Consider the following 17,485-nt stretch of genomic DNA (forward strand, 5'->3'; position numbering starts at 1 on the left):
CCGCGGGCGAGGGCCCGGGGCGAGATCAAAGGAGACGGATCTTGGGAGGTCGTTCGTTCAGGCCCGGACCCTGCCCGGGAGCATCCATGTCAACCGGCAGGGTATGGGCGGCGCGCGGGCGATCCTCGATTGCCGCGTCCGGAACAGACGCGATGACGCCGGGTACACCGGCACAGGCCATGGCACAGGCGGCGGCATCGCTGGTGCCGCAATCCGATCCCGTTCCGCAATCGGCGCTGCCGGTATCTGGCTTCACCATCATGTGGCTGTCATGGGCGGCCGCCATCGTGCCATCCAGCATCGTGCGCGCCGCATGCGCCGCCGTCATCGCCGTGACGACGGCGAAGGACAGGACGACGAGAAGGGCGACGATGCGACCAAACATGCGACGAAGATAGGAAGACCGGTCGCAATTGTCCATTGCCGCCAATGCCGCAGGCTTGCGCCCACATGAACGAAATCGTGATGATCGTGATCCATGACGGAAGATTCGGAGGAGCGATTGCGCGGGATTTCCAGAACACATCTGGTATTTGTGATGGCAGTATCGCTCTCCCTTGCGCTCCTGTTCATCTGGCAATTCGGCAAGAAGCACGCGACAAGCGCTGACTCCACCAGGACGATCGAGGCCGGGCGCGGACTCTATGCCGATCACTGTGCATCGTGCCACGGGGCATCGCTGGAAGGACAGCCGGACTGGCAATCCCCGCTGCCCTCCGGCCGCCTGCCTGCACCACCACACGATGCCAGCGGCCACACCTGGCATCACCCCGACGAACTTCTGTTCCGCATCGTGAAGGAAGGCACCGCCGCTGTCGTCGGGGGCGGCTATGAAAGCGACATGCCCGGGTTTGCCCGTGTGCTGAGCGATGCGGAAATCCGGGCGGTTCTTGCCTTCATCAGGAGCACCTGGCCCGAACGTGAGCGTCGATATCAGAGTGAAGTTTCACGCCGGGACTGAAGGTCCGGGAGCAACGGCCCGGCAATATGGTCAGCGGGCTGACGCACTGATGGTTCCAAATGGAGTCGCTCTGGCGGATGCCCTCGGCGTCAAAGCCGTCAAGCTTTCTGCGGCTCGCTCTCGAACCACGGATCACGCCGCATCGCGCGTGTAGGAGGTAACGATGCCGCCGAGCTGGCGCCGGCAGCAGATCGGGCCGTCACGGGCGGGGCGGAAATCGACCTGAAGCACGTTGTTGCCGATCTCGCGCCCGCGATGCGGGCGCTCGACATTGTAATGGCGCACCCAGGTGCGCAGGATATAGTCGAGCTGCGACCGGCTGAAGCAGACGAAGAAATCCAGGCATTCGCGCTTGATGGTGCCGATGAAGGATTCCGCGAAGGCATTGGCGTTCGGCGCCCGGTGCGGGATCTGGATGACCCGGGCAGCTTCCGACGCCCAGACGGCATCGAAGCTGGCGCTGAACTTGGTGTCGGCGTCGCGGATCAGGAAATCCGGCGTGATCTCTTGGTCCGCGCACCACATCAGCGTATTGCGGGCCTGCTGGGTTACCCATACCGAGTCGGGGGCGTAGGTCGGGGTGCTGCAGAACACGCGGCGGCTGCCGAGATGGATGAAGATCAGCACATAGGCCGTCAGCGGCCCGCGGGCGGTAAGCACAGTCTTGGTGAAGAAGTCGCAGGCCACCATGCTTTCCATATGCGCCCTGACGAAGGTGGTCCACGGCAGGGCCGGCTTCTTCTTCCGCTTCTCGGGGCTGGGGTGGATGCCCGCCTCATCGAGGATGCGCTTGACCGAGTTGGCGCCGGCATAGAGCCCGAGCTTTTTCAGCTCCCCGGCGATCCGCTTGTAGCCCCAGAGGAGATTTTCCGAGCCGATGCGAATGACGACGTCGCGCAGCTCCTGCGTCAGGCGCGGCCTGCCCACGGCCTTGAAGGCGCGCCCATCACGCATCTGGGCAAGCCAGCGCTTGTAGGTCGCGGGCCTGGCCACCTCCATAAGCCCGTCGATATCGTGTCCGCACTCCGCCCCGATGCGCAGCAGCTCGGATTTCTCGGCGGGCGACAGGATGATCCTTTGCGCCGGGATGCGGGCCCGGAGAATATGGATCTGGGCCTTGAGCAGCCGCATCTGCGCGTTGTGCCGCGGCATGAAGAACCGGGCCAGGAAGACCAGAAGGAGGGAAAACGTCGAATTCATCTTGCCGGGCTCCACCACGGCGCTTAAAAAATTGCCGTCATGTCAATGCGATGAGACGTGCCTACATTTTGGCACCCCTCTCAGGAAGGCCAAAAACGCGCGGGACGGGTGATGGCCGTCGTGAATCCACGGCGCGCCGCAGCGGGCAGGTCAGTCGATCTCTCCATGAAGCCATAATAGCCCCGATCATCCGTTTCGCTGCCAGTCGCGCCTGAACCAGATGACCATTCAAACCATCACCAGCGTCATATAAAACAATGGCTTATATGGCAGAGAAGGTTCGACGTCAGACCCATCCCCTCCGCCATTTATTTTCCGACTCTGCGCCATTTCGGCGAGCCGCAGAATTCCGCGATTTCCCAAAAGACAGTCAACCTGAAACAAGGTTGGCATCGCGCAAGGTGTTGTCCGTCGTCTCACTGGACGCTGTCCGCCGGAAACGCCGAGATAAGTCGTCTCCTCCCCCTTCCGGAACACCGAATCCCCGAAAGCTGAAACTTCCCTCGCCCGGCCCAATCTGATCCGGTCCTAAACTATTTATCTTTTCAGGTTCGATGGCCGAAACATTTGGATCCGGAACGCCGTGCGGCGTCGATCCGGATCAGCCTCGGCGCATGCCCTCATCGGGAAGCACGGCGTCGGGCTGTAGAGAAAACAGGCCTCACTACCGCACTTCCGGATCGACCGCCAGGCCATCGCCACATCGGTGAGCGCCCTGACGGTCGGACGGCGTGCGACCCTCGACTGGCCGGCGCGGGACTCTCCGTGACCGGCTACCCGATCGGCATCGGAGGCGCCGGAAGGGTGCGCCAGCGGGATGGCCGCAATCAGGCGCTCCAGGGCCGTCAGCGGTTCCGGAACACGGGCTTGCGCTTGGCCTCGAAGGCCGCCATTCCTTCCTTTCGATCCTCGGTGGCGAAGGTGGCGTAGAGCAGGCGGCGCTCCAGGTGGACGCCCTCTGCGAGGTGCGTCTCGAAGGCCTTGTTGACGGCCTCCTTGGCGAGCATGATGATCGGCCGGGACGACCGGGCGATCCGGGCTGCCATCCGCACCGCCTCGTCGACCTGCGAGCCGTCCGCCACCACCCTGGCCACCAGCCCCGCCGCGCACGCCTCCTCGGCGGTGAGCACGCGGCCGGTCAGGATCATGTCCATGGCAAGCGCCTTGCCGACGGCGCGGGTCAGCCGCTGGGTCCCGCCGGCGCCGGGGATGATGCCGATGCCCGTTTCGGGCAACGAGAAGCGGGCGCATTCGGCGGCGACGATGATGTCGCACATCATGGCCAGTTCGCAACCGCCGCCGACGGCATGGCCCGAGACCGCGGCGATCGTCGGCTTGCGCGCACTGGCGATGCGCTCCCAGTGGCGGGTGATGAACTGCTCCTGGAACACGTCCATGAAGGACTTGTCCCGGATCTCCTTGATGTCTGCTCCGGCCGCGAAGGCCCGTTCAGAGCCGGTGACGACGATCGCCCCCACGGCGTCGTCCTCTTCCCAGGCATCGACCGTTTCGGCGATCTCTCGGGTAAGCCGTTCGTTGAGGGCGTTCAGCGCCTCGGGCCGATTGAGGGTGATGATGCCTACGCCGTCCTCGATGCGGGTTACAATGGTGGGGCTGCTCATGGCGTGTTCTGTCCTCTGGAAGGCTTGGCGACCTGGCCGGGCGAGCCCGTCTGCGCGCTGGCCTCGCCCCGACTTATATCAATATATTTACTTTAAGATATCAAGCTAGAGATCGGCTGTGCGATTTTAGGACTGATTATAAGCTATTTTTTGTCGTTGTTTCGCTCGTTCGCGGATTGCCATTAGATTATAAAGTAAATATATTTATATAAAATAGGAGGAGACCCAATGCCGCTCGATCCCGAAACACGGACCCAACTCGTGGCGACCATTCGCCGGTTCGTCGACGAGCGCCTGATCCCCCGCGAGGCCGAAGTGGCCGAGACCGACGCGATGCCGGCCGACATCGTCGCGGCCATGCGCGAGATGGGACTGTTCGGCCTGTCGATCGCGGAGGACTACGGCGGACTCGGTCTGTCGATGGAAGAGGAGGCGCTGGTCGTCTTCGAGCTCGGGCGTGCCGCGCCCGCCTTCCGCTCCATGTTCGCGACCAACGTCGGCATCGGCAGCCAGGGGGTCGCGATCGACGGAACGTCCGAGCAGAAGGCGAGGTACCTGCCGCGCCTGGCCAGCGGCGAACTGATCGGCTCCTTCGCGCTGACCGAGCCCGAAGTCGGCTCCGATGCCGGCAGCGTGCGCACCACGGCGCGCCGGGACGGCGACAGTTACGTGCTGAACGGCACCAAACGCTTCATCACCAATGCGCCGCATGCGGGCCTGTTCACGGTGATGGCGCGCACGAATCCCGACATCAAGGGGGCAGGCGGCGTCTCCGCCTTCGCTGTCGAGGCGGGCGTGCCGGGCCTCGGGCTCGGCAAGCCGGAGCGCAAGATGGGTCAGCAGGGCGCCCATGTCTGCGACGTCATCTTCGACAATTGCCGGATCCCTGCTGATGCCCTGATCGGCGGCGTCGAAGGGCAGGGCTTCAAGACCGCGATGAAGGTGCTGGACAAGGGACGGCTGCATATCGCGGCCGCCTGCACCGGGCTGGCGGAGCGGATCATCGACGACATGCTGGCCTATGCGGTCGGCCGCACGCAGTTCGGCAGGCCCATCGCCGAGTTCCAGCTGCTGCAGGCGATGTTTGCCGACAGCAAGGCCGACGCCCTTGCGGCGCGCGCCCTGGTGCTCGACGCCGCGCGCCGGCGCGATGCCGGCGAGGACGTCTCGATGGCGGCGGCCTGTGCGAAGATGTTCGCATCGGAGATGGTCGGGCGGGTCGCCGACCGCAATGTTCAGGTGCACGGCGGAGCGGGCTACATCAGGGACTATCGCGCCGAGCAGCTGTTCCGGGACGCCCGGCTGTTCCGCATCTACGAGGGCACGACGCAGATCCAGCAGACCATCATCGCCAAGGCGCTGATCGCCGAGGCGCGGGCGAAGACGGGCCAGCGAGACCGACCTTGACGCGGGCCTGACCCGGTACGGCGGGCTCAGTCCTCGCCGCCCTGCGCCTCGTCCACGGCGCGCAGGTTTTGTCGCAGCCGGTCCAGATAGTGCAGGGCGTGGATCATATCGTTGGTCGACAGGTCGCGCATGGCGTCGGCATAGAAGCCGGCGATGTCCTCCTGCATGTCCGCCCAGCGCTGCCAGCCGGCCTTGGTGAGTCGGATCAGGCGCGACCGGTTGTCGTTCTCGTCCACCACCCGCTCGACCAGTCCGCGGGACTCGAGTCGCGACAGCACGCCGGTCAGGTTCTGCCGGCTGACCATGAGCAGAGCCGCCAGATCGCGTACGGCGATGCCGTTCACCCAGCGGTCGCGCACCAGCGCGCCCAGGATCGCCCATTGCTGCGTCGTCACGTCGTGCCGCTCCAGCGCCCTGGTGCCGGTCTTGTTGAGCAGGTTGGCGCATTGGTAGAGCCGGAACGCAAGCCGGTTGCTCAGTCCGTGGGCCAGGGCGTCGTTCGTGACAACTGGTTTCTTCATACCTGCAATCTCTGCCGTTCGAATGCCTGCGTCAAGGCCGGATCCGACGGGCGACTCGAGGCATATAAGTAAATAGATTGACATATATTGAAACCCGCTGTACGAAGAGTTAAGACGCTTCGCGAAACAATCGGGGCATCATCGTATCCTGGAAGAAAGAATATTTCGATTCCGGGGCCGGGAACGGCTGACCGGACGGATCGGGAGCTGTGCGTGAACGGACTTAAAGGTAAAGTAATTGTCGTAACGGGGGGAGGTGGCGGAATCGGGTCCGCGACCTGCTGCCGTTTTGCCGAGGAGGGTGCGCGGGTCGTCGTCTGCGATATTGCCGAAGACGCGGCTGCGGCCGTCGTCGAGCGGATCGCGGCGGCGGGTGGCGAGGCGCTGGCCCTGCCGGTGGACCTGACCGACTTCGAGGCCACGTCCGCTGCGGTGGCGCGGGTCGAGGCCGAGTTCGGCGCCGTCGACGTGCTGGTCAACAATGTCGGCTGGGACCTGTTCGTGCCGTTCCTGAAGTCGCAGCCGGACTTCTGGACGAAGCTGATCGACATCAATCTGCGCGCCGTCCTGAACATCACTCATCCGGTGCTGGCGCGAATGGCAGAGCGCCGCTGCGGCCGGATCGTTTCGATCGCGTCGGACGCCGGCCGCGTCGGTTCGTCGGGCGAGTCCGTCTATGCGGCCTGCAAGGCGGGCGTGATCGCCTTTTCCAAGACGCTGGCGCGCGAGCATGCGCGACAGGGTATCACCTTCAACGTGGTCTGCCCCGGCGTCACCGAGACCGACATGCTGGAAAGCTTCATGGACGCCTCGGGCAACAAGGAGAGGCTGCGCGAGGCCTTCACCAAAGCGGTCCCCATGGGCCGCATGGGCAAGCCCGAGGATCTGCCGGGCGCCATCCTGTTCTTCGCCTCCGATGACGCCGCCTTCATCACCGGCCAGGTGATCTCGGTCTCCGGCGGCCTGACCATGCACGGGTAAGACGATGACCTACGAAGACATCCTCTACGACGTGAAGGATGGGGTGGCGACCATCACCATCAACCGTCCCGACAAGTACAACGCCTTTCGCGGCCGGACCTGTGAGGAACTGATCCACGCCTTCAACAGGGCCGGCTGGGACAAGAGGATCGGCGTGATCGTCCTGACCGGCGCCGGCGACAAGGCCTTCTGCACCGGCGGGGACCAGTCGGCGCACGAGGGACAGTACGACGGCCGCGGCACCATCGGCCTGCCGATGGAAGATCTGCATTCCATCATCCGCGACGTGCCGAAACCGGTGATCGCCAAGGTGCGCGGCTTCGCCGTCGGCGGCGGCAACGTGCTGTGCACCATCTGCGACTTCACCATCGCGGGGGAGAGCGCCCAGTTCGGCCAAGTCGGCCCGAAGGTCGGTTCGGTCGATCCGGGCTACGGGACCGCCTTCCTCGCCCGCGTGGTGGGGGAGAAGAAGGCGCGCGAGATCTGGTACCTGTGCCGCCGCTACAAGGCGCAGGAGGCCCTCGCCATGGGCCTCGTCAACGCGGTCGTACCCGACGACCGGCTCGACGCCGAGGTCGAGGCCTGGTGCGCCGAGATCATGGAGAAGTCGCCGACAGCGATCGCCATCGCCAAGCGCAGCTTCAACGCGGACACCGAGCATCAGCGCGGGATCGCCGGTTTGGGCATGTATGCCCTCAGTCTCTACTACGACACCGACGAATCCAGGGAAGGCGGCATTGCGTTCAAGGAGAAGCGCAAGCCGAATTTCCGCAAATTCACGCGCTGAACTGCGCACATCGTCAACAAGCATCATCTGGGAGGAAAACATGCTTGCAAGAAACCTGATCGGCGCATCCGCGCTGGCGATCGCGGCGGCCCTTGCCGGGTCCGCTCACGCCGAGGGCAAGGCCCTCAAGGTCGGCTACGTGACCGGTCTGACCGGCGCCTGTGCGCCGATCTCGGAGGACGGCCTGAACGGCGCCAAGCTTGCCGTCAAGGACCTGAACGCCGCCGGCGGAATCCTCGGCCGTCCGGTCGAACTGGTCGTGCGCGACAGCCAGACCAAGCCGGAGGAAGGCGGCAAACAGGCGCGCGAACTGGCGGCCGCCGAAGGCATCGAGATGCTGACCGGGGTGTGCTCCTCGGCGGTGCTGTTGGCGGTCAATGCCGTAGCGGCAGAATTCAAGATCCCGCATGTCGCGATGATCGGCTCGACGCAGAAGGCCAACATCGAGGCGTTCAACCCCTACTTCGTCCAGACCCAGGCCAACGCCACCATGGAGGCCTTTGCCGCCGCCGAATATGTGGCGAAGAAGACGGACTGGAAGCGCATCACGCCGATGGGCTTCGACTACGAATGGGGCCATACCTCGGTCGACGCCTTCACGTCGCGGCTCAAGGAGCTTCGCCCCGACATCGAGATCGCCGCTCCGGTGTTCACCAAGGTCGGCGAGGCCAACATGGGCCCCTACATCACGGCGGCGCTCGCCAACCAGCCCGACGCGATCTTCGCGGCCGTCTTCGGCGGCGGCCTGGTCAGCCTGATCAAGCAGGGCCAGAGCTTCGGCATGTTCCAGAAGTCCAACCTGGTCACGCTGCTGACCGTCGACACGCTCCAGTCGATGGGCGACGCCATGCCCAAGGAGAAGGTATACGGCATCGGCCGCGCGCCCTTCTTCGCGCTTGATCAGGGAGCGGAGCTGTCGGCCTTCATCGAGGACTACCGCGCCGCCTACAACGAGTACCCGACCGACTGGGCCATCAACGGCTACGACGCGATGATGTTCTATGCCCAGGCCGCCAAAGCGGCGGGCAGCGCCGAGGCCGATCCGGTGATGGCCGCGTTCGCCGGCTCGAGCTTCGACGGGCTGAAGGCCAAGGGTCTGACCATGCGCCCCTTCGACGGGCAGATGAATGCGCCCGCCTATGTCGGCGAGGTCAATTTCGATCCGGCCTACCCGTTCCCGACGATGAAGAACGTCGAGAAGTTCGACGGCGCCGCGCTGATGTTCAGCGAAGAGACCATCCAGGCCATGCGCGACGCCGCGAAGTAGGGCCATGTAAGGGAGCGGCATGCCTCCGGGGAGCGGGTCTCCCCGGGGGCTGGCCGGCACGCATCCATGATCTGGGTTCAGCTCGTCAACGGCCTGATGGAGGGCATGATGCTCTTCCTCATCGCCTCCGGCCTGACGCTCATCTTCGGCGTCTCGCGCATCGTGAACTTCGCTCACGGCTCGCTCTACATGCTGGGCGCGTTCCTAACCTACGCGCTGGTGCCGGTGATCGCGCCGGGAACGGTAGCCGGCTTCTTCGCCGCCGTGATCCTGGCCGGGATCGGCGTGGCGGCGATCGGGACCGCCTTCGAGGTCCTGGCGCTGCGACGTGTCTATGGCGCCGACAGCCTGATGCAGCTGATCATCACGATCGCGCTGGTATTCGTCATCCGCGACGTGGTGCGCTGGATCTGGGGGGCGAACAGCCTGTCGGTGCCGATGCCGGATGCCCTGATGGGGGCGCTCGTCATCGGCGACACCTACTTTCCCGTCTTTCCCTTCGTGATCTTCGCCGCCGGCCTCGCCGTGGTCGCGGCGATGATCGGCGTCATCCGCTTCACCCGCACAGGCATCCTGCTGCGCGCCGCCACCGACGACCGGGGCATGGCCGCACTGCTCGGCATCAACGAGCGGATGATCTTCACCGCCGTCTTCGCAGCCGGGTCCTTCCTTGCGGGCATCGCGGGCGGCATGGCCGCGCCCTGGGGCGACGTCAACTACCTGCTCGACACCACCGTTATAGTATCCGCCTTCATCGTCTGCGTGATCGGCGGTCTCGGCAACCTCTACGGGGCGCTGGCCGGAGCCATGCTGGTGGGGATCACCAAGGCCGTCGGAGTGCTTTATTTCCCGCGCCTGTCGATGGTGCTGATCTTCCTGATCATGGCGGTCGTGCTGGTCGCCCGATCGCTCGGTCGGCAAGGAGGCCCCGCACGATGACCGCAGCCGTTCGCATGACGCCCGCACGCTGGACCCTGCTCGTTCTGGCCCTGATCGGTGCCGAAGCCGCGAACCGGTTCGGTGGCGCGGGTCTGTCCCTCGCCCTGTCCGAAATGCTGATCCTCGCGCTGTTCGCCTCCAGCCTCAATCTGCTGATGACTTACGGCCACATGGTGAGCTTCGGTCATGCGGCCTATTTCGGCCTCGGCGCCTACGGCTTCACGCTGGCGGTAACCCGGGCGGGCGTTCCCGTAGAGGCTGCGCTCGTTCTCGGCCCGCTCGTCGCCACCCTGGGCGGGATCGTCTTCGGCGCGCTGTGCGTACGGCTCACCGAGATCTACTTCGCCATGCTGACGCTCGCCTGCGCGCAGATCACCTACACGGTGCTGTTCCAGTGGTACGGCTTCACCGGCGGCGACACGGGGATCACCGGCTTCATGCCGGCCCGCTTCGGCTTGTCGGAGGCGAATTTCACCAGCCTCGTGCTGGCCGTGCTGGTGGTCGGCCTCGCGATCCTGGCGCGAATCATAAACTCGCCGCTCGGCCTGTCGATCCGCTCGGTCGGCCAGGACCGCTGGCGGGCGGAGGCGCTCGGCCTGGCGCCACGTCGGGTGCAACTCACGGTCTTCGCCATATCGGCCTTTTTCGCCGGCGTCGCCGGCACGCTCTACGCCGTGTTTCAGGGCGCCGCCTTTCCCGACTACGCCGGGCTCGGCTTCACCCTGGATGCGCTCATCATGGTGGTGATCGGCGGCCTGCGCAGCTTCTGGGGCGGTGTCGTGGGCGCGATCGTGTTCAGCCAGTTGCGTCACTGGGCGCCCCTGGTGACCAACCACTGGGGGCTCGCGCTCGGGCTCATCCTGCTGGCGATCGTCATCCTGCTGCCGCACGGACTGACCTCGCTCGCCGAGCGGCTCGGCCTCCGGCAGCCGCGCGGGGGACGGCAATGACGGCCGCCGGGTTCCTGCTGAGCGCGCGCGGCGTGCGCAAGGCCTTCGGCAGTTTCGTTGCGCTGAACAGCGTCGATTTCGACCTGCCGCGCGGCGAACGCCATGCGCTGATCGGCCCAAACGGCGCGGGCAAGTCGACGTTCATCGCCTGCATCGCCGGGCAGTTGCCGGGCGTCGAGGGTTCCATCCTGTTTAAGGACCGGGAAGTGGCGCGGCTGATGCCGGCGGACCTGGCGCGCAGGGGCATCGGGCGGACGTTCCAGATCTCCCGTGCGTTCCTGCACATGACCGTCCTCGAGAACATGGCGTCGGCCTTCGTCATCACCTCGGGGCGCTGGGCAAGCCTGTCGCGCTCCGTGCTGAAGGAGGCCGAAGACCGCGCGCTGGCGATGCTGGGCACCATCGGCCTGTCGGATCGCCTGGAGACCCCTGTCGCCGACCTTAGCCTGGGCGACCGCAAGCGCCTGGAGTTCGGCATGGCGCTCGCCGGGGATCCGGAGCTCCTGCTGCTCGACGAGCCGACCGCAGGCATGTCGATCAAGGAACGCCATCATCTGATGGACCTGGTGGCGGCGCGGGTGGACGAGACCGGCAAGACGCTGCTTTTCGTCGAACACGACATTGACGTGGTCCTGAGAACGGCGCAGCGGGTGACGGTGATGGTGCGCGGAGCGGTCCTGGCGGTTGGCAGTCCGCAGGAGATCGCTGCCAACGAGGAGGTTCAGACAGTCTATCTCGGGGGGCATTCCTGATGCTGAGGCTCTGCGGTCTTCACGCGTCCTACGGCAAGTCGGAAGCCCTGCACGGCATCGACCTGCAGATCGGACCTGGCGAGGTGGTCTGCCTGATCGGCCGCAACGGCGTCGGCAAGTCCTCGACCATGAAGGCGATCGTGCGCGACCAGATCACCGTCACGGCCGGAACGGTGGAATTCGACGGCGCCTCCCTCGACGGGCTGCGGCCGCACGAGATCGTGCGTCTCGGCGTCGGCTACGTGCCCGAGGATCGGCGCGTCTTCGCCTCGCTGTCGGTGCTTGAGAACCTGCGCGTGCCCGGTCCGGTGGAGGCGCGCGCGATGTGGACGCTCGAGCGGGTCTTCGCGCTGTTTCCGCAGCTGTCCGAATACCGCCACCGCCGGGCCGGCGTGATGTCCGGCGGCGAGCAGCAGATGCTGTCGATCGCGCGCGCGCTCCTGACCCAGCCGAAGCTGCTGCTCCTCGACGAGCCGCACGAGGGCCTGGCCCCGAAGGTCGCCGAGGAGGTGGTGGACGCCATCGTCGCGCTGAAGCGCGAGGGGGTATCGATGATGATCTCCGAGCAGGCGCTGAACACGATCCGGCGCTGTGCCGACCGGCTCTACGTGGTCGATCGCGGGCGGACGGTCTGGGACGGAACGGTCGACGCCTTCTACGACCATCCCGACATCGCAAGAAAATACCTGATGGTCCAGTAGGGGCCGGAGACTGGCGCAATGGCAAAGACGATCTTCGATACCGACGAGATGGACGCGATCCGCGACCTGGCCCGCAGGTTCGCCAGGGACCGCGTCGCGCCCGGCTACCTCGCCCGCGAAAGGGCGGGCGTCATGGACATGGCGCTGGTGAAGGAGATGGGCGGCCTCGGCCTCATCGCGCCGGAACTGTCGGAAGAGTTCGGCGGCATGGGCGCCGACTATCTCTATTCCGGCGCCATCATCGAGGAGATCGGCAAGGCCGACTTCACCTTCGGCTACGTGCCGCTGCTGGCGTCTCTGAACGGCCATATCCTGGCGACCTTCGCCAGGAGGGAGATCGCCCGCGACTGGCTGGTCAAGCTCACCGCCGGCGAATTGATCCTGGCTATCGCCCTGACGGAGCCGAAGGGGGGCTCGGACGCGGCGGCCCTCGGGCTGAAGATGGAGCGCGATGGCGCCTACTACGTGCTGAACGGGGAAAAGACCTCGATCTCGGCCAACCAGATGGCCAAGGGCGTCGTCACCTTCGCCCGCACCGGCCGGCCCGAGGACCGCGCCCGCGGCGTTTCGGCCCTTCTGGTACCGCTCGACCTGCCAGGCATCACCACGTCGAAATTCTCCAACATGGGGCAGAATTCCATCGGCCACGGCTCGATCTGGTTCGACAATGTCCGCGTGCCGACCGAGTACCTGCTTGGCGAGGAGGGCAAGGGCTTCGCCCAGGTGATGCAGGGCTTCGACTTCTCGCGTTCGCTGATCGGGTTGCAGGCGCTGGGCGCCGCGCGCCAGAGCCTCGACGAGACCTGGGCCTATATCGGCGAGCGCAAGGCCTTCGGCAAACCGCTGGCCGCCTTTCAGGGGATCACGCACCAACTGGCCGATTTCGACACTCGGATCGAGGCTGCCCGCCTGATGAGCCTGAACGCGTTATGGCTGAAGGACCGGGGGCTGCCGCACACGGCAGAGGCGGCGATGACCAAGTGGTGGCCGCCGCTGCTGGCCTACGAGGCGATTCACGCCTGCCTGCTGATCCATGGCCATGCCGGCTACAGCGACACGCTGCCCTTCCAGCAGCGGCTGCGCGACGTGCTCGGCCTGCAGATCGGCGACGGCACGGCGCATATCATGAAGAACATCATCGCCCGCGAGCGCGCGGGTCGGGAGGCGGTGGGCGCCTGAGCGGGCGCGCACCGGGACGCTGGGAGGAGCCAATGAAATTCGACGCCATCCTGATCGAACCGCGCATCAGGGCCATGACCGAGGCCGGCCACTGGCGCGACAAGACGGCCGACGACCATTTCGACGCCTGCCTGGCCGCCGATCCCGACGCCCTCGCGCTCAGCGCGCTGAGCGTCGCGACGGGCGAGCGGCACGACCTGACCTGGACCGAACTGGACCTGCTTGCCGACCGCGCCGCAATCGGGCTGCGCCGGCTCGGCGTCGGTCGCAACGACGTGGTCACCTGCCAGTTGCCCAACGGCTGGCAGTTCGTCGCCACGTATCTCGGGTGCTCGCGCATCGGCGCGGTGTTCAATCCGGTCATGCACATCTTTCGCGAGCACGAACTGCTGTTCATGCTGCGCCACGGGGAATCGAAGGTCTTCGTGGTGCCAAAGGTCTTCCGCGGCTTCGACCACGAGGCCATGGCCGAACGGATGAGGCCGGATCTTCCCGACCTGCGGCGCGTCGTCGTCGCCAGCGGCGAGGGCCCCAACAGTTTCGAGACACTGCTGTGCAACCCGGCCTTCGACGCCGAACGCTCGACGATCCGCCCGGACAGCCGGCTTGGCCCCAACGACGTCTGCCAGCTCATCTACACCTCGGGGACGACGGGCGAGCCCAAGGGCGTAATGCACACCGCGAATACAATGTATTCCAATCTTGCCGCCTTCTCCGACCGGCTCGGGCTGACCGGGCAGGACACCGTGCTCATGTTCTCGCCGATGGCGCATCAGACCGGCTTCATGTACGGCCTGCTGCTGCCGCTGATGTTGCGCTCGCGCTTCATCGTGATGGACGTCTGGGATCGGCTGCAGGCCGCGAAAGTGATCGAAACGGACAAGGTCGGCTTCACCATGGCTTCGACCCCGTTCCTGATCGACCTGTCGGGTGCGGTCGAGGACAGCGGCGCCGACACATCGAGCCTGCGCGTCTTCCTGTGCGCCGGCACGGCGATCCCGGGGCCTGTGGTGGAGCGGGCGCAACGGGTGCTCGGGGCCAAGGTGATCTCGGCCTGGGGCATGACCGAGAACGGCGCCGTGACGGTGGTGCGACCGTCCGATCCCGACAGCCGGTCTATCGACAGCGACGGCCTGCCGCTGCCGGGGATGGAGATCCAGATCCGCGACAGGAACGGGCGTCCCGCCGGACCGGGCGTGGAGGGGGAACTGTTCGTCCGCGGCTGCTCGAACTTCGGCGGCTACCTCAAGCGACCGCATCTCAACAACGTCGATGCCGAGGGCTGGTTCGATACCGGAGATATCGCCCGAGCCGATGCCGAGGGCTACATCCGCATCTGTGGTCGCTCGAAGGACATCATCATCCGCGGTGCCGAGAACATTCCGGTGATCGAGGTCGAGGCGATCCTGTTCAAGCATCCTGCGGTCCAGAGCGTCGCGATCGTCGGTTATCCCGACGAGCGCCTGGGCGAACGCGCCTGCGCCTTCGTCGTGCCCAAGCCCGGCCAGACGCTGACCTTCGAGGACATGCAGGCCTTCCTGAAGTCCCACCATCTGGCCATCCAGTACTGGCCCGAGCGGCTGGAGATCCGCGACGCGCTACCCGCCACGGCTTCCGGCAAGATCCAGAAATTCGCGCTGCGCAAAATGCTGCGCGAGGAGGTCGGGACCTCATGAGGCTTGCCGGGCGCATCGCCGCGGTCAGCGGGGCGGGCGGCCCGATGGGCCGCGCCGTCACGGCCAGGCTCGTCGCCGAGGGAGTCGCCGGTCTTGCCCTGACGGACATTTCGGCCGGCCGGCTCGCCGAGGCCGTGGCGGCGATCGAGACCGAACGGCCGGACCTGCCCGTCGCGGCCAGGCGTGCAGACGTAACCCGCGCCGATGAGGCCGCGGCCTTTGCGTCGGCGGCGCTCAAGGGCCTCGGTCGCATCGACCTGCTCGTCAATCTGGTCGGCGGCCTTCGCTCGGCACGCCTCTACACGCCGTTCCTCGACATGACCGAGGACCAGTGGCGCGCTACTTTCGACCTGAACCTGATGGGTGGTTTCCACCTGATCCGCGCCTTCGCGCCGGGCATGCTGGAGCGGCGCTGGGGCAGGATCGTCAACGTCACCAGCATCGTCTTCGGCGGTGAGGCCGGACAGGCCGACTATGCGGCGGCCAAGGCCGCGGTCGCGTCGCTCACCCGCAGTCTGGCAGCCGAATTCGCGCCCCATGTGACGGTCAACAGCGTGGCGCCGGGGTTGACCCGGACCTCGGTGACCCGCAACATGCCCGACGCCGAGCGCGACCGCCTCGTCGGGCTGGCCATGAACCGGCGCATGGCCGAGCCGGAAGAAACCGCGGATGCCGTCGCCTATTTCCTGAACGACGGAGCGCGCTTCCTCACGGGCGAGATGCTGTCGGTCTCGGGCGGGATCCGCCCCCACCTTTGACAGCTGTTCCAGTCTCCGCCGCAATGCGTGAACTTCACGCGCACCGCGTGAACGGCACGCTCTGACGCCCCTTTTGACCGGCGCTGGCCGGCGACGCCAGGCGACCTCCTTGAAATCAAGGCTATTTTTTGATTGTGCGGCGCAGGAGGCGCATTGGCATGCGATTTGCGACAAGGTTCCTGTCCCTCATAACATGCTTGTCCAAGAACAGGCGCACCGAAATCGTCGGACCTTCCGGAGGAAGACATGGGAACAAAACGACTCCTCGCATTCGCCTCGGCACTCGCCGTCGCCGCGCCGCTGTCGCTGGCGCACGCATCCGAAATCCGTGTCGGCTTCACGCTCGATGCCGACACGCTCGATCCCGCAAACCATCGAAAGCGCGAGACCGAGACCATCATTCGCAACATGTATGACGGCATACTCACTCGCGATGGCGACATGAAGGTGGTGCCGGAACTCGCCGAAAGCTGGACCCAGGTCTCGCCGACGGTCTACGAGTTCAAGCTGCGCAAGGGCGTCAAGTTCCACGACGGCTCTGACATGACCGCCGAGGACGTCAAGTTCACCCTCGACCGCATCACCGTCGAGGGCGCCATGGAGGGCCAGACCAGCCCGCGCAAGAGCCTGCTCGGCCCGGTCACGGGCGTCGAGATCGTCGACGCCGACACCATCCGCATCAATCTCGGCGAGCCCTGGCCGATCCTGCCGGCGATGCTGCCGTTCCAGGAGGTCGTCTCCAAGGCCTTCGTCGAGAAGGTCGGCACCGACGGCATGGCAACCCAGGTCAACGGCACCGGTCCGTTCAAGCTGGTCGACTGGCGTAAGGGCGATTCCATCATCATGGAACGCTTCGAGGACTATTATGGCGGCGCCACGGACATCCCGCCGGTCGGCAAGGCCTGCGTCGACCGGGTGATCTTCAAGGTCATTCCGGAGAACGCCTCGCGTGTCGCCGCCCTGCTCGCCGGCGACGTCGACATCGTCAACGAACTGCCGGCCCATTCGATCGCCCAGGTGAAGAACAATGCCGCCACGGACGTCATGACCGTCAACGGCACGCGCAGCTTCTTCATCGCCCTCAACAACGAGAGCGAGATCTTCGAGGACGTGCGTGTTCGCCGCGCGGCGATGCATGCCATCGACAAGAAGCTGATCATCGACAAGATCCTGGCGGGCAACGCCGCACCGATCAGCGGCATCCTCAGCCCCGACGCCTTCGGCCACAACAAGGACCTGCCGGACTATGGCTACGACCCGGACAAGGCCAAGGCGCTGCTGGCCGAGGCCGGCTATCCGAATGGCGTCGACGTCGAACTCGACACCGAGGGTGCCTTCAAGGACATCGCCGAGGCGGTTGGCTCTCTGCTGACCAAGGTCGGCATCCGCACCAAGGTCGTGGTCGGCGAAGGCTCGCAGCTGTCCTCCAAGTGGCGGACCAAGGGCGAACCGAAGACCGGCGACATGTTCTTCACGTCGTGGGGCAACGGCTCGCTGGATCCGTTCGACATCTTCGTGCCGACGCACCGCACCGCAGACCGCGGCAACTCGGCCGGCTACGCCAATCCGGAGCTCGACAGGATCCTCGACGAGGCCGGCGTGGAGTTGGATCAGGCCAAGCGGGAAGCGCTCTACAACCAGGCAGAGGCGATCGTCAACGCCGACCTGCCGTACCTGTACCTGTGGGTGCCGCAGGACGTCTACGGCGTGTCCAAGCGCTTGAGCGGCTGGAAGCCGAGCGCCGACAGCCGCATCAACCTGCACGACGCCTGCGTCAACTGACA

17 protein-coding genes are annotated in these 17,485 nt (G+C 65.7%); 13 read left to right on the forward strand and 4 right to left on the reverse strand.

The genetic code is table 11. The features are described 5' to 3' along the window. Window positions 1-25: 25 nt before the first annotated feature. On the reverse strand, window positions 26-385 hold the full coding sequence (locus tag SL003B_RS19160) for a hypothetical protein (RefSeq protein WP_041375645.1): 360 nt from the start codon (window positions 383-385) through the stop codon (window positions 26-28). Window positions 386-538: 153 nt separating this feature from the next. On the opposite strand from SL003B_RS19160, the gene SL003B_RS19165 reads away from it, so the two are divergent. Next, a complete protein-coding gene (locus SL003B_RS19165) occupies window positions 539-961 on the forward strand; it encodes a c-type cytochrome (RefSeq protein WP_141658980.1) in 423 nt (140 codons plus the stop codon). Window positions 962-1,093: 132 nt separating this feature from the next. On the opposite strand, the gene SL003B_RS19170 is transcribed toward SL003B_RS19165, so the two are convergent. Next, window positions 1,094-2,161: an integrase core domain-containing protein gene (locus SL003B_RS19170; protein ID WP_013654529.1), complete on the reverse strand. Its 1,068-nt coding sequence runs from the start codon at window positions 2,159-2,161 to the stop codon at window positions 1,094-1,096. Window positions 2,162-3,006: 845 nt separating this feature from the next. Further along, window positions 3,007-3,783 (reverse strand): enoyl-CoA hydratase-related protein, encoded by a 777-nt coding sequence (locus SL003B_RS19175; protein ID WP_013654530.1) that lies wholly within the window; start codon window positions 3,781-3,783, stop codon window positions 3,007-3,009. A 228-nt stretch (window positions 3,784-4,011) separates the two neighbouring features. Here SL003B_RS19175 and SL003B_RS19180 point away from each other — a divergent pair, with 228 nt between their 5' ends. Continuing rightward, the gene (locus SL003B_RS19180; protein ID WP_013654531.1) at window positions 4,012-5,190 is read left to right on the forward strand and encodes an acyl-CoA dehydrogenase family protein; all 1,179 of its coding nucleotides are present in this window, start codon (window positions 4,012-4,014) and stop codon (window positions 5,188-5,190) included. 26 nt (window positions 5,191-5,216) lie between these two features. Here SL003B_RS19180 and SL003B_RS19185 read toward each other — a convergent pair whose 3' ends face one another. After that, window positions 5,217-5,711: a MarR family winged helix-turn-helix transcriptional regulator gene (locus tag SL003B_RS19185; RefSeq protein ID WP_013654532.1), complete on the reverse strand. Its 495-nt coding sequence runs from the start codon at window positions 5,709-5,711 to the stop codon at window positions 5,217-5,219. Between the two features lie 213 nt (window positions 5,712-5,924). Between SL003B_RS19185 and SL003B_RS19190 the strand changes: the two genes are divergently transcribed. The 11 genes from SL003B_RS19190 to SL003B_RS19240 all read left to right on the forward strand — a co-directional run bounded on the left by SL003B_RS19190 (window position 5,925) and on the right by SL003B_RS19240 (window position 17,483). Beyond that, a complete protein-coding gene (locus tag SL003B_RS19190) occupies window positions 5,925-6,692 on the forward strand; it encodes an SDR family NAD(P)-dependent oxidoreductase (protein WP_013654533.1) in 768 nt (255 codons plus the stop codon). A 4-nt stretch (window positions 6,693-6,696) separates the two neighbouring features. Beyond that, window positions 6,697-7,479, forward strand: a complete 783-nt coding sequence (gene badI / locus SL003B_RS19195; RefSeq protein WP_013654534.1) for a 2-ketocyclohexanecarboxyl-CoA hydrolase — start codon at window positions 6,697-6,699, stop codon at window positions 7,477-7,479. Between the two features lie 40 nt (window positions 7,480-7,519). Then, window positions 7,520-8,746, forward strand: coding sequence for an ABC transporter substrate-binding protein (locus tag SL003B_RS19200; RefSeq protein WP_013654535.1), 1,227 nt, complete (start codon window positions 7,520-7,522; stop codon window positions 8,744-8,746). 66 nt (window positions 8,747-8,812) lie between these two features. After that, entirely contained in the window at window positions 8,813-9,685 is an 873-nt protein-coding gene (locus SL003B_RS22900) for a branched-chain amino acid ABC transporter permease (protein WP_013654536.1), read from the forward strand. Beyond that, window positions 9,682-10,635 carry a branched-chain amino acid ABC transporter permease gene (locus tag SL003B_RS22905; protein ID WP_013654537.1) on the forward strand — a complete coding sequence of 318 codons (954 nt, stop codon included), beginning with the start codon at window positions 9,682-9,684 and terminating at the stop codon, window positions 10,633-10,635. The genes SL003B_RS22900 and SL003B_RS22905 overlap by 4 nt, the downstream gene beginning before the upstream one ends. Then, complete coding sequence (locus SL003B_RS19215; protein WP_013654538.1) at window positions 10,632-11,387, forward strand: ABC transporter ATP-binding protein; 756 nt, start codon at window positions 10,632-10,634, stop codon at window positions 11,385-11,387. The genes SL003B_RS22905 and SL003B_RS19215 overlap by 4 nt, the downstream gene beginning before the upstream one ends. Then, complete coding sequence (locus SL003B_RS19220) at window positions 11,387-12,088, forward strand: ABC transporter ATP-binding protein (RefSeq protein WP_013654539.1); 702 nt, start codon at window positions 11,387-11,389, stop codon at window positions 12,086-12,088. The genes SL003B_RS19215 and SL003B_RS19220 overlap by 1 nt, the downstream gene beginning before the upstream one ends. An 18-nt stretch (window positions 12,089-12,106) precedes the next feature. Beyond that, window positions 12,107-13,267 carry an acyl-CoA dehydrogenase family protein gene (locus SL003B_RS19225; RefSeq protein WP_013654540.1) on the forward strand — a complete coding sequence of 387 codons (1,161 nt, stop codon included), beginning with the start codon at window positions 12,107-12,109 and terminating at the stop codon, window positions 13,265-13,267. A gap of 32 nt (window positions 13,268-13,299) precedes the next feature. Continuing rightward, window positions 13,300-14,943 (forward strand): cyclohexanecarboxylate-CoA ligase, encoded by a 1,644-nt coding sequence (aliA, locus tag SL003B_RS19230; RefSeq protein WP_013654541.1) that lies wholly within the window; start codon window positions 13,300-13,302, stop codon window positions 14,941-14,943. After that, entirely contained in the window at window positions 14,940-15,701 is a 762-nt protein-coding gene (locus tag SL003B_RS19235) for an SDR family NAD(P)-dependent oxidoreductase (RefSeq protein ID WP_013654542.1), read from the forward strand. Before aliA ends, SL003B_RS19235 begins: the two co-directional genes overlap by 4 nt. Window positions 15,702-15,947: 246 nt before the next feature. Next, window positions 15,948-17,483, forward strand: a complete 1,536-nt coding sequence (locus SL003B_RS19240; protein ID WP_013654543.1) for an ABC transporter substrate-binding protein — start codon at window positions 15,948-15,950, stop codon at window positions 17,481-17,483. The last annotated feature ends 2 nt before the right edge of the window (window positions 17,484-17,485 follow it).

It is taken from the genome of Polymorphum gilvum SL003B-26A1 (assembly GCF_000192745.1).
Lineage (GTDB): Bacteria > Pseudomonadota > Alphaproteobacteria > Rhizobiales > Stappiaceae > Polymorphum > Polymorphum gilvum.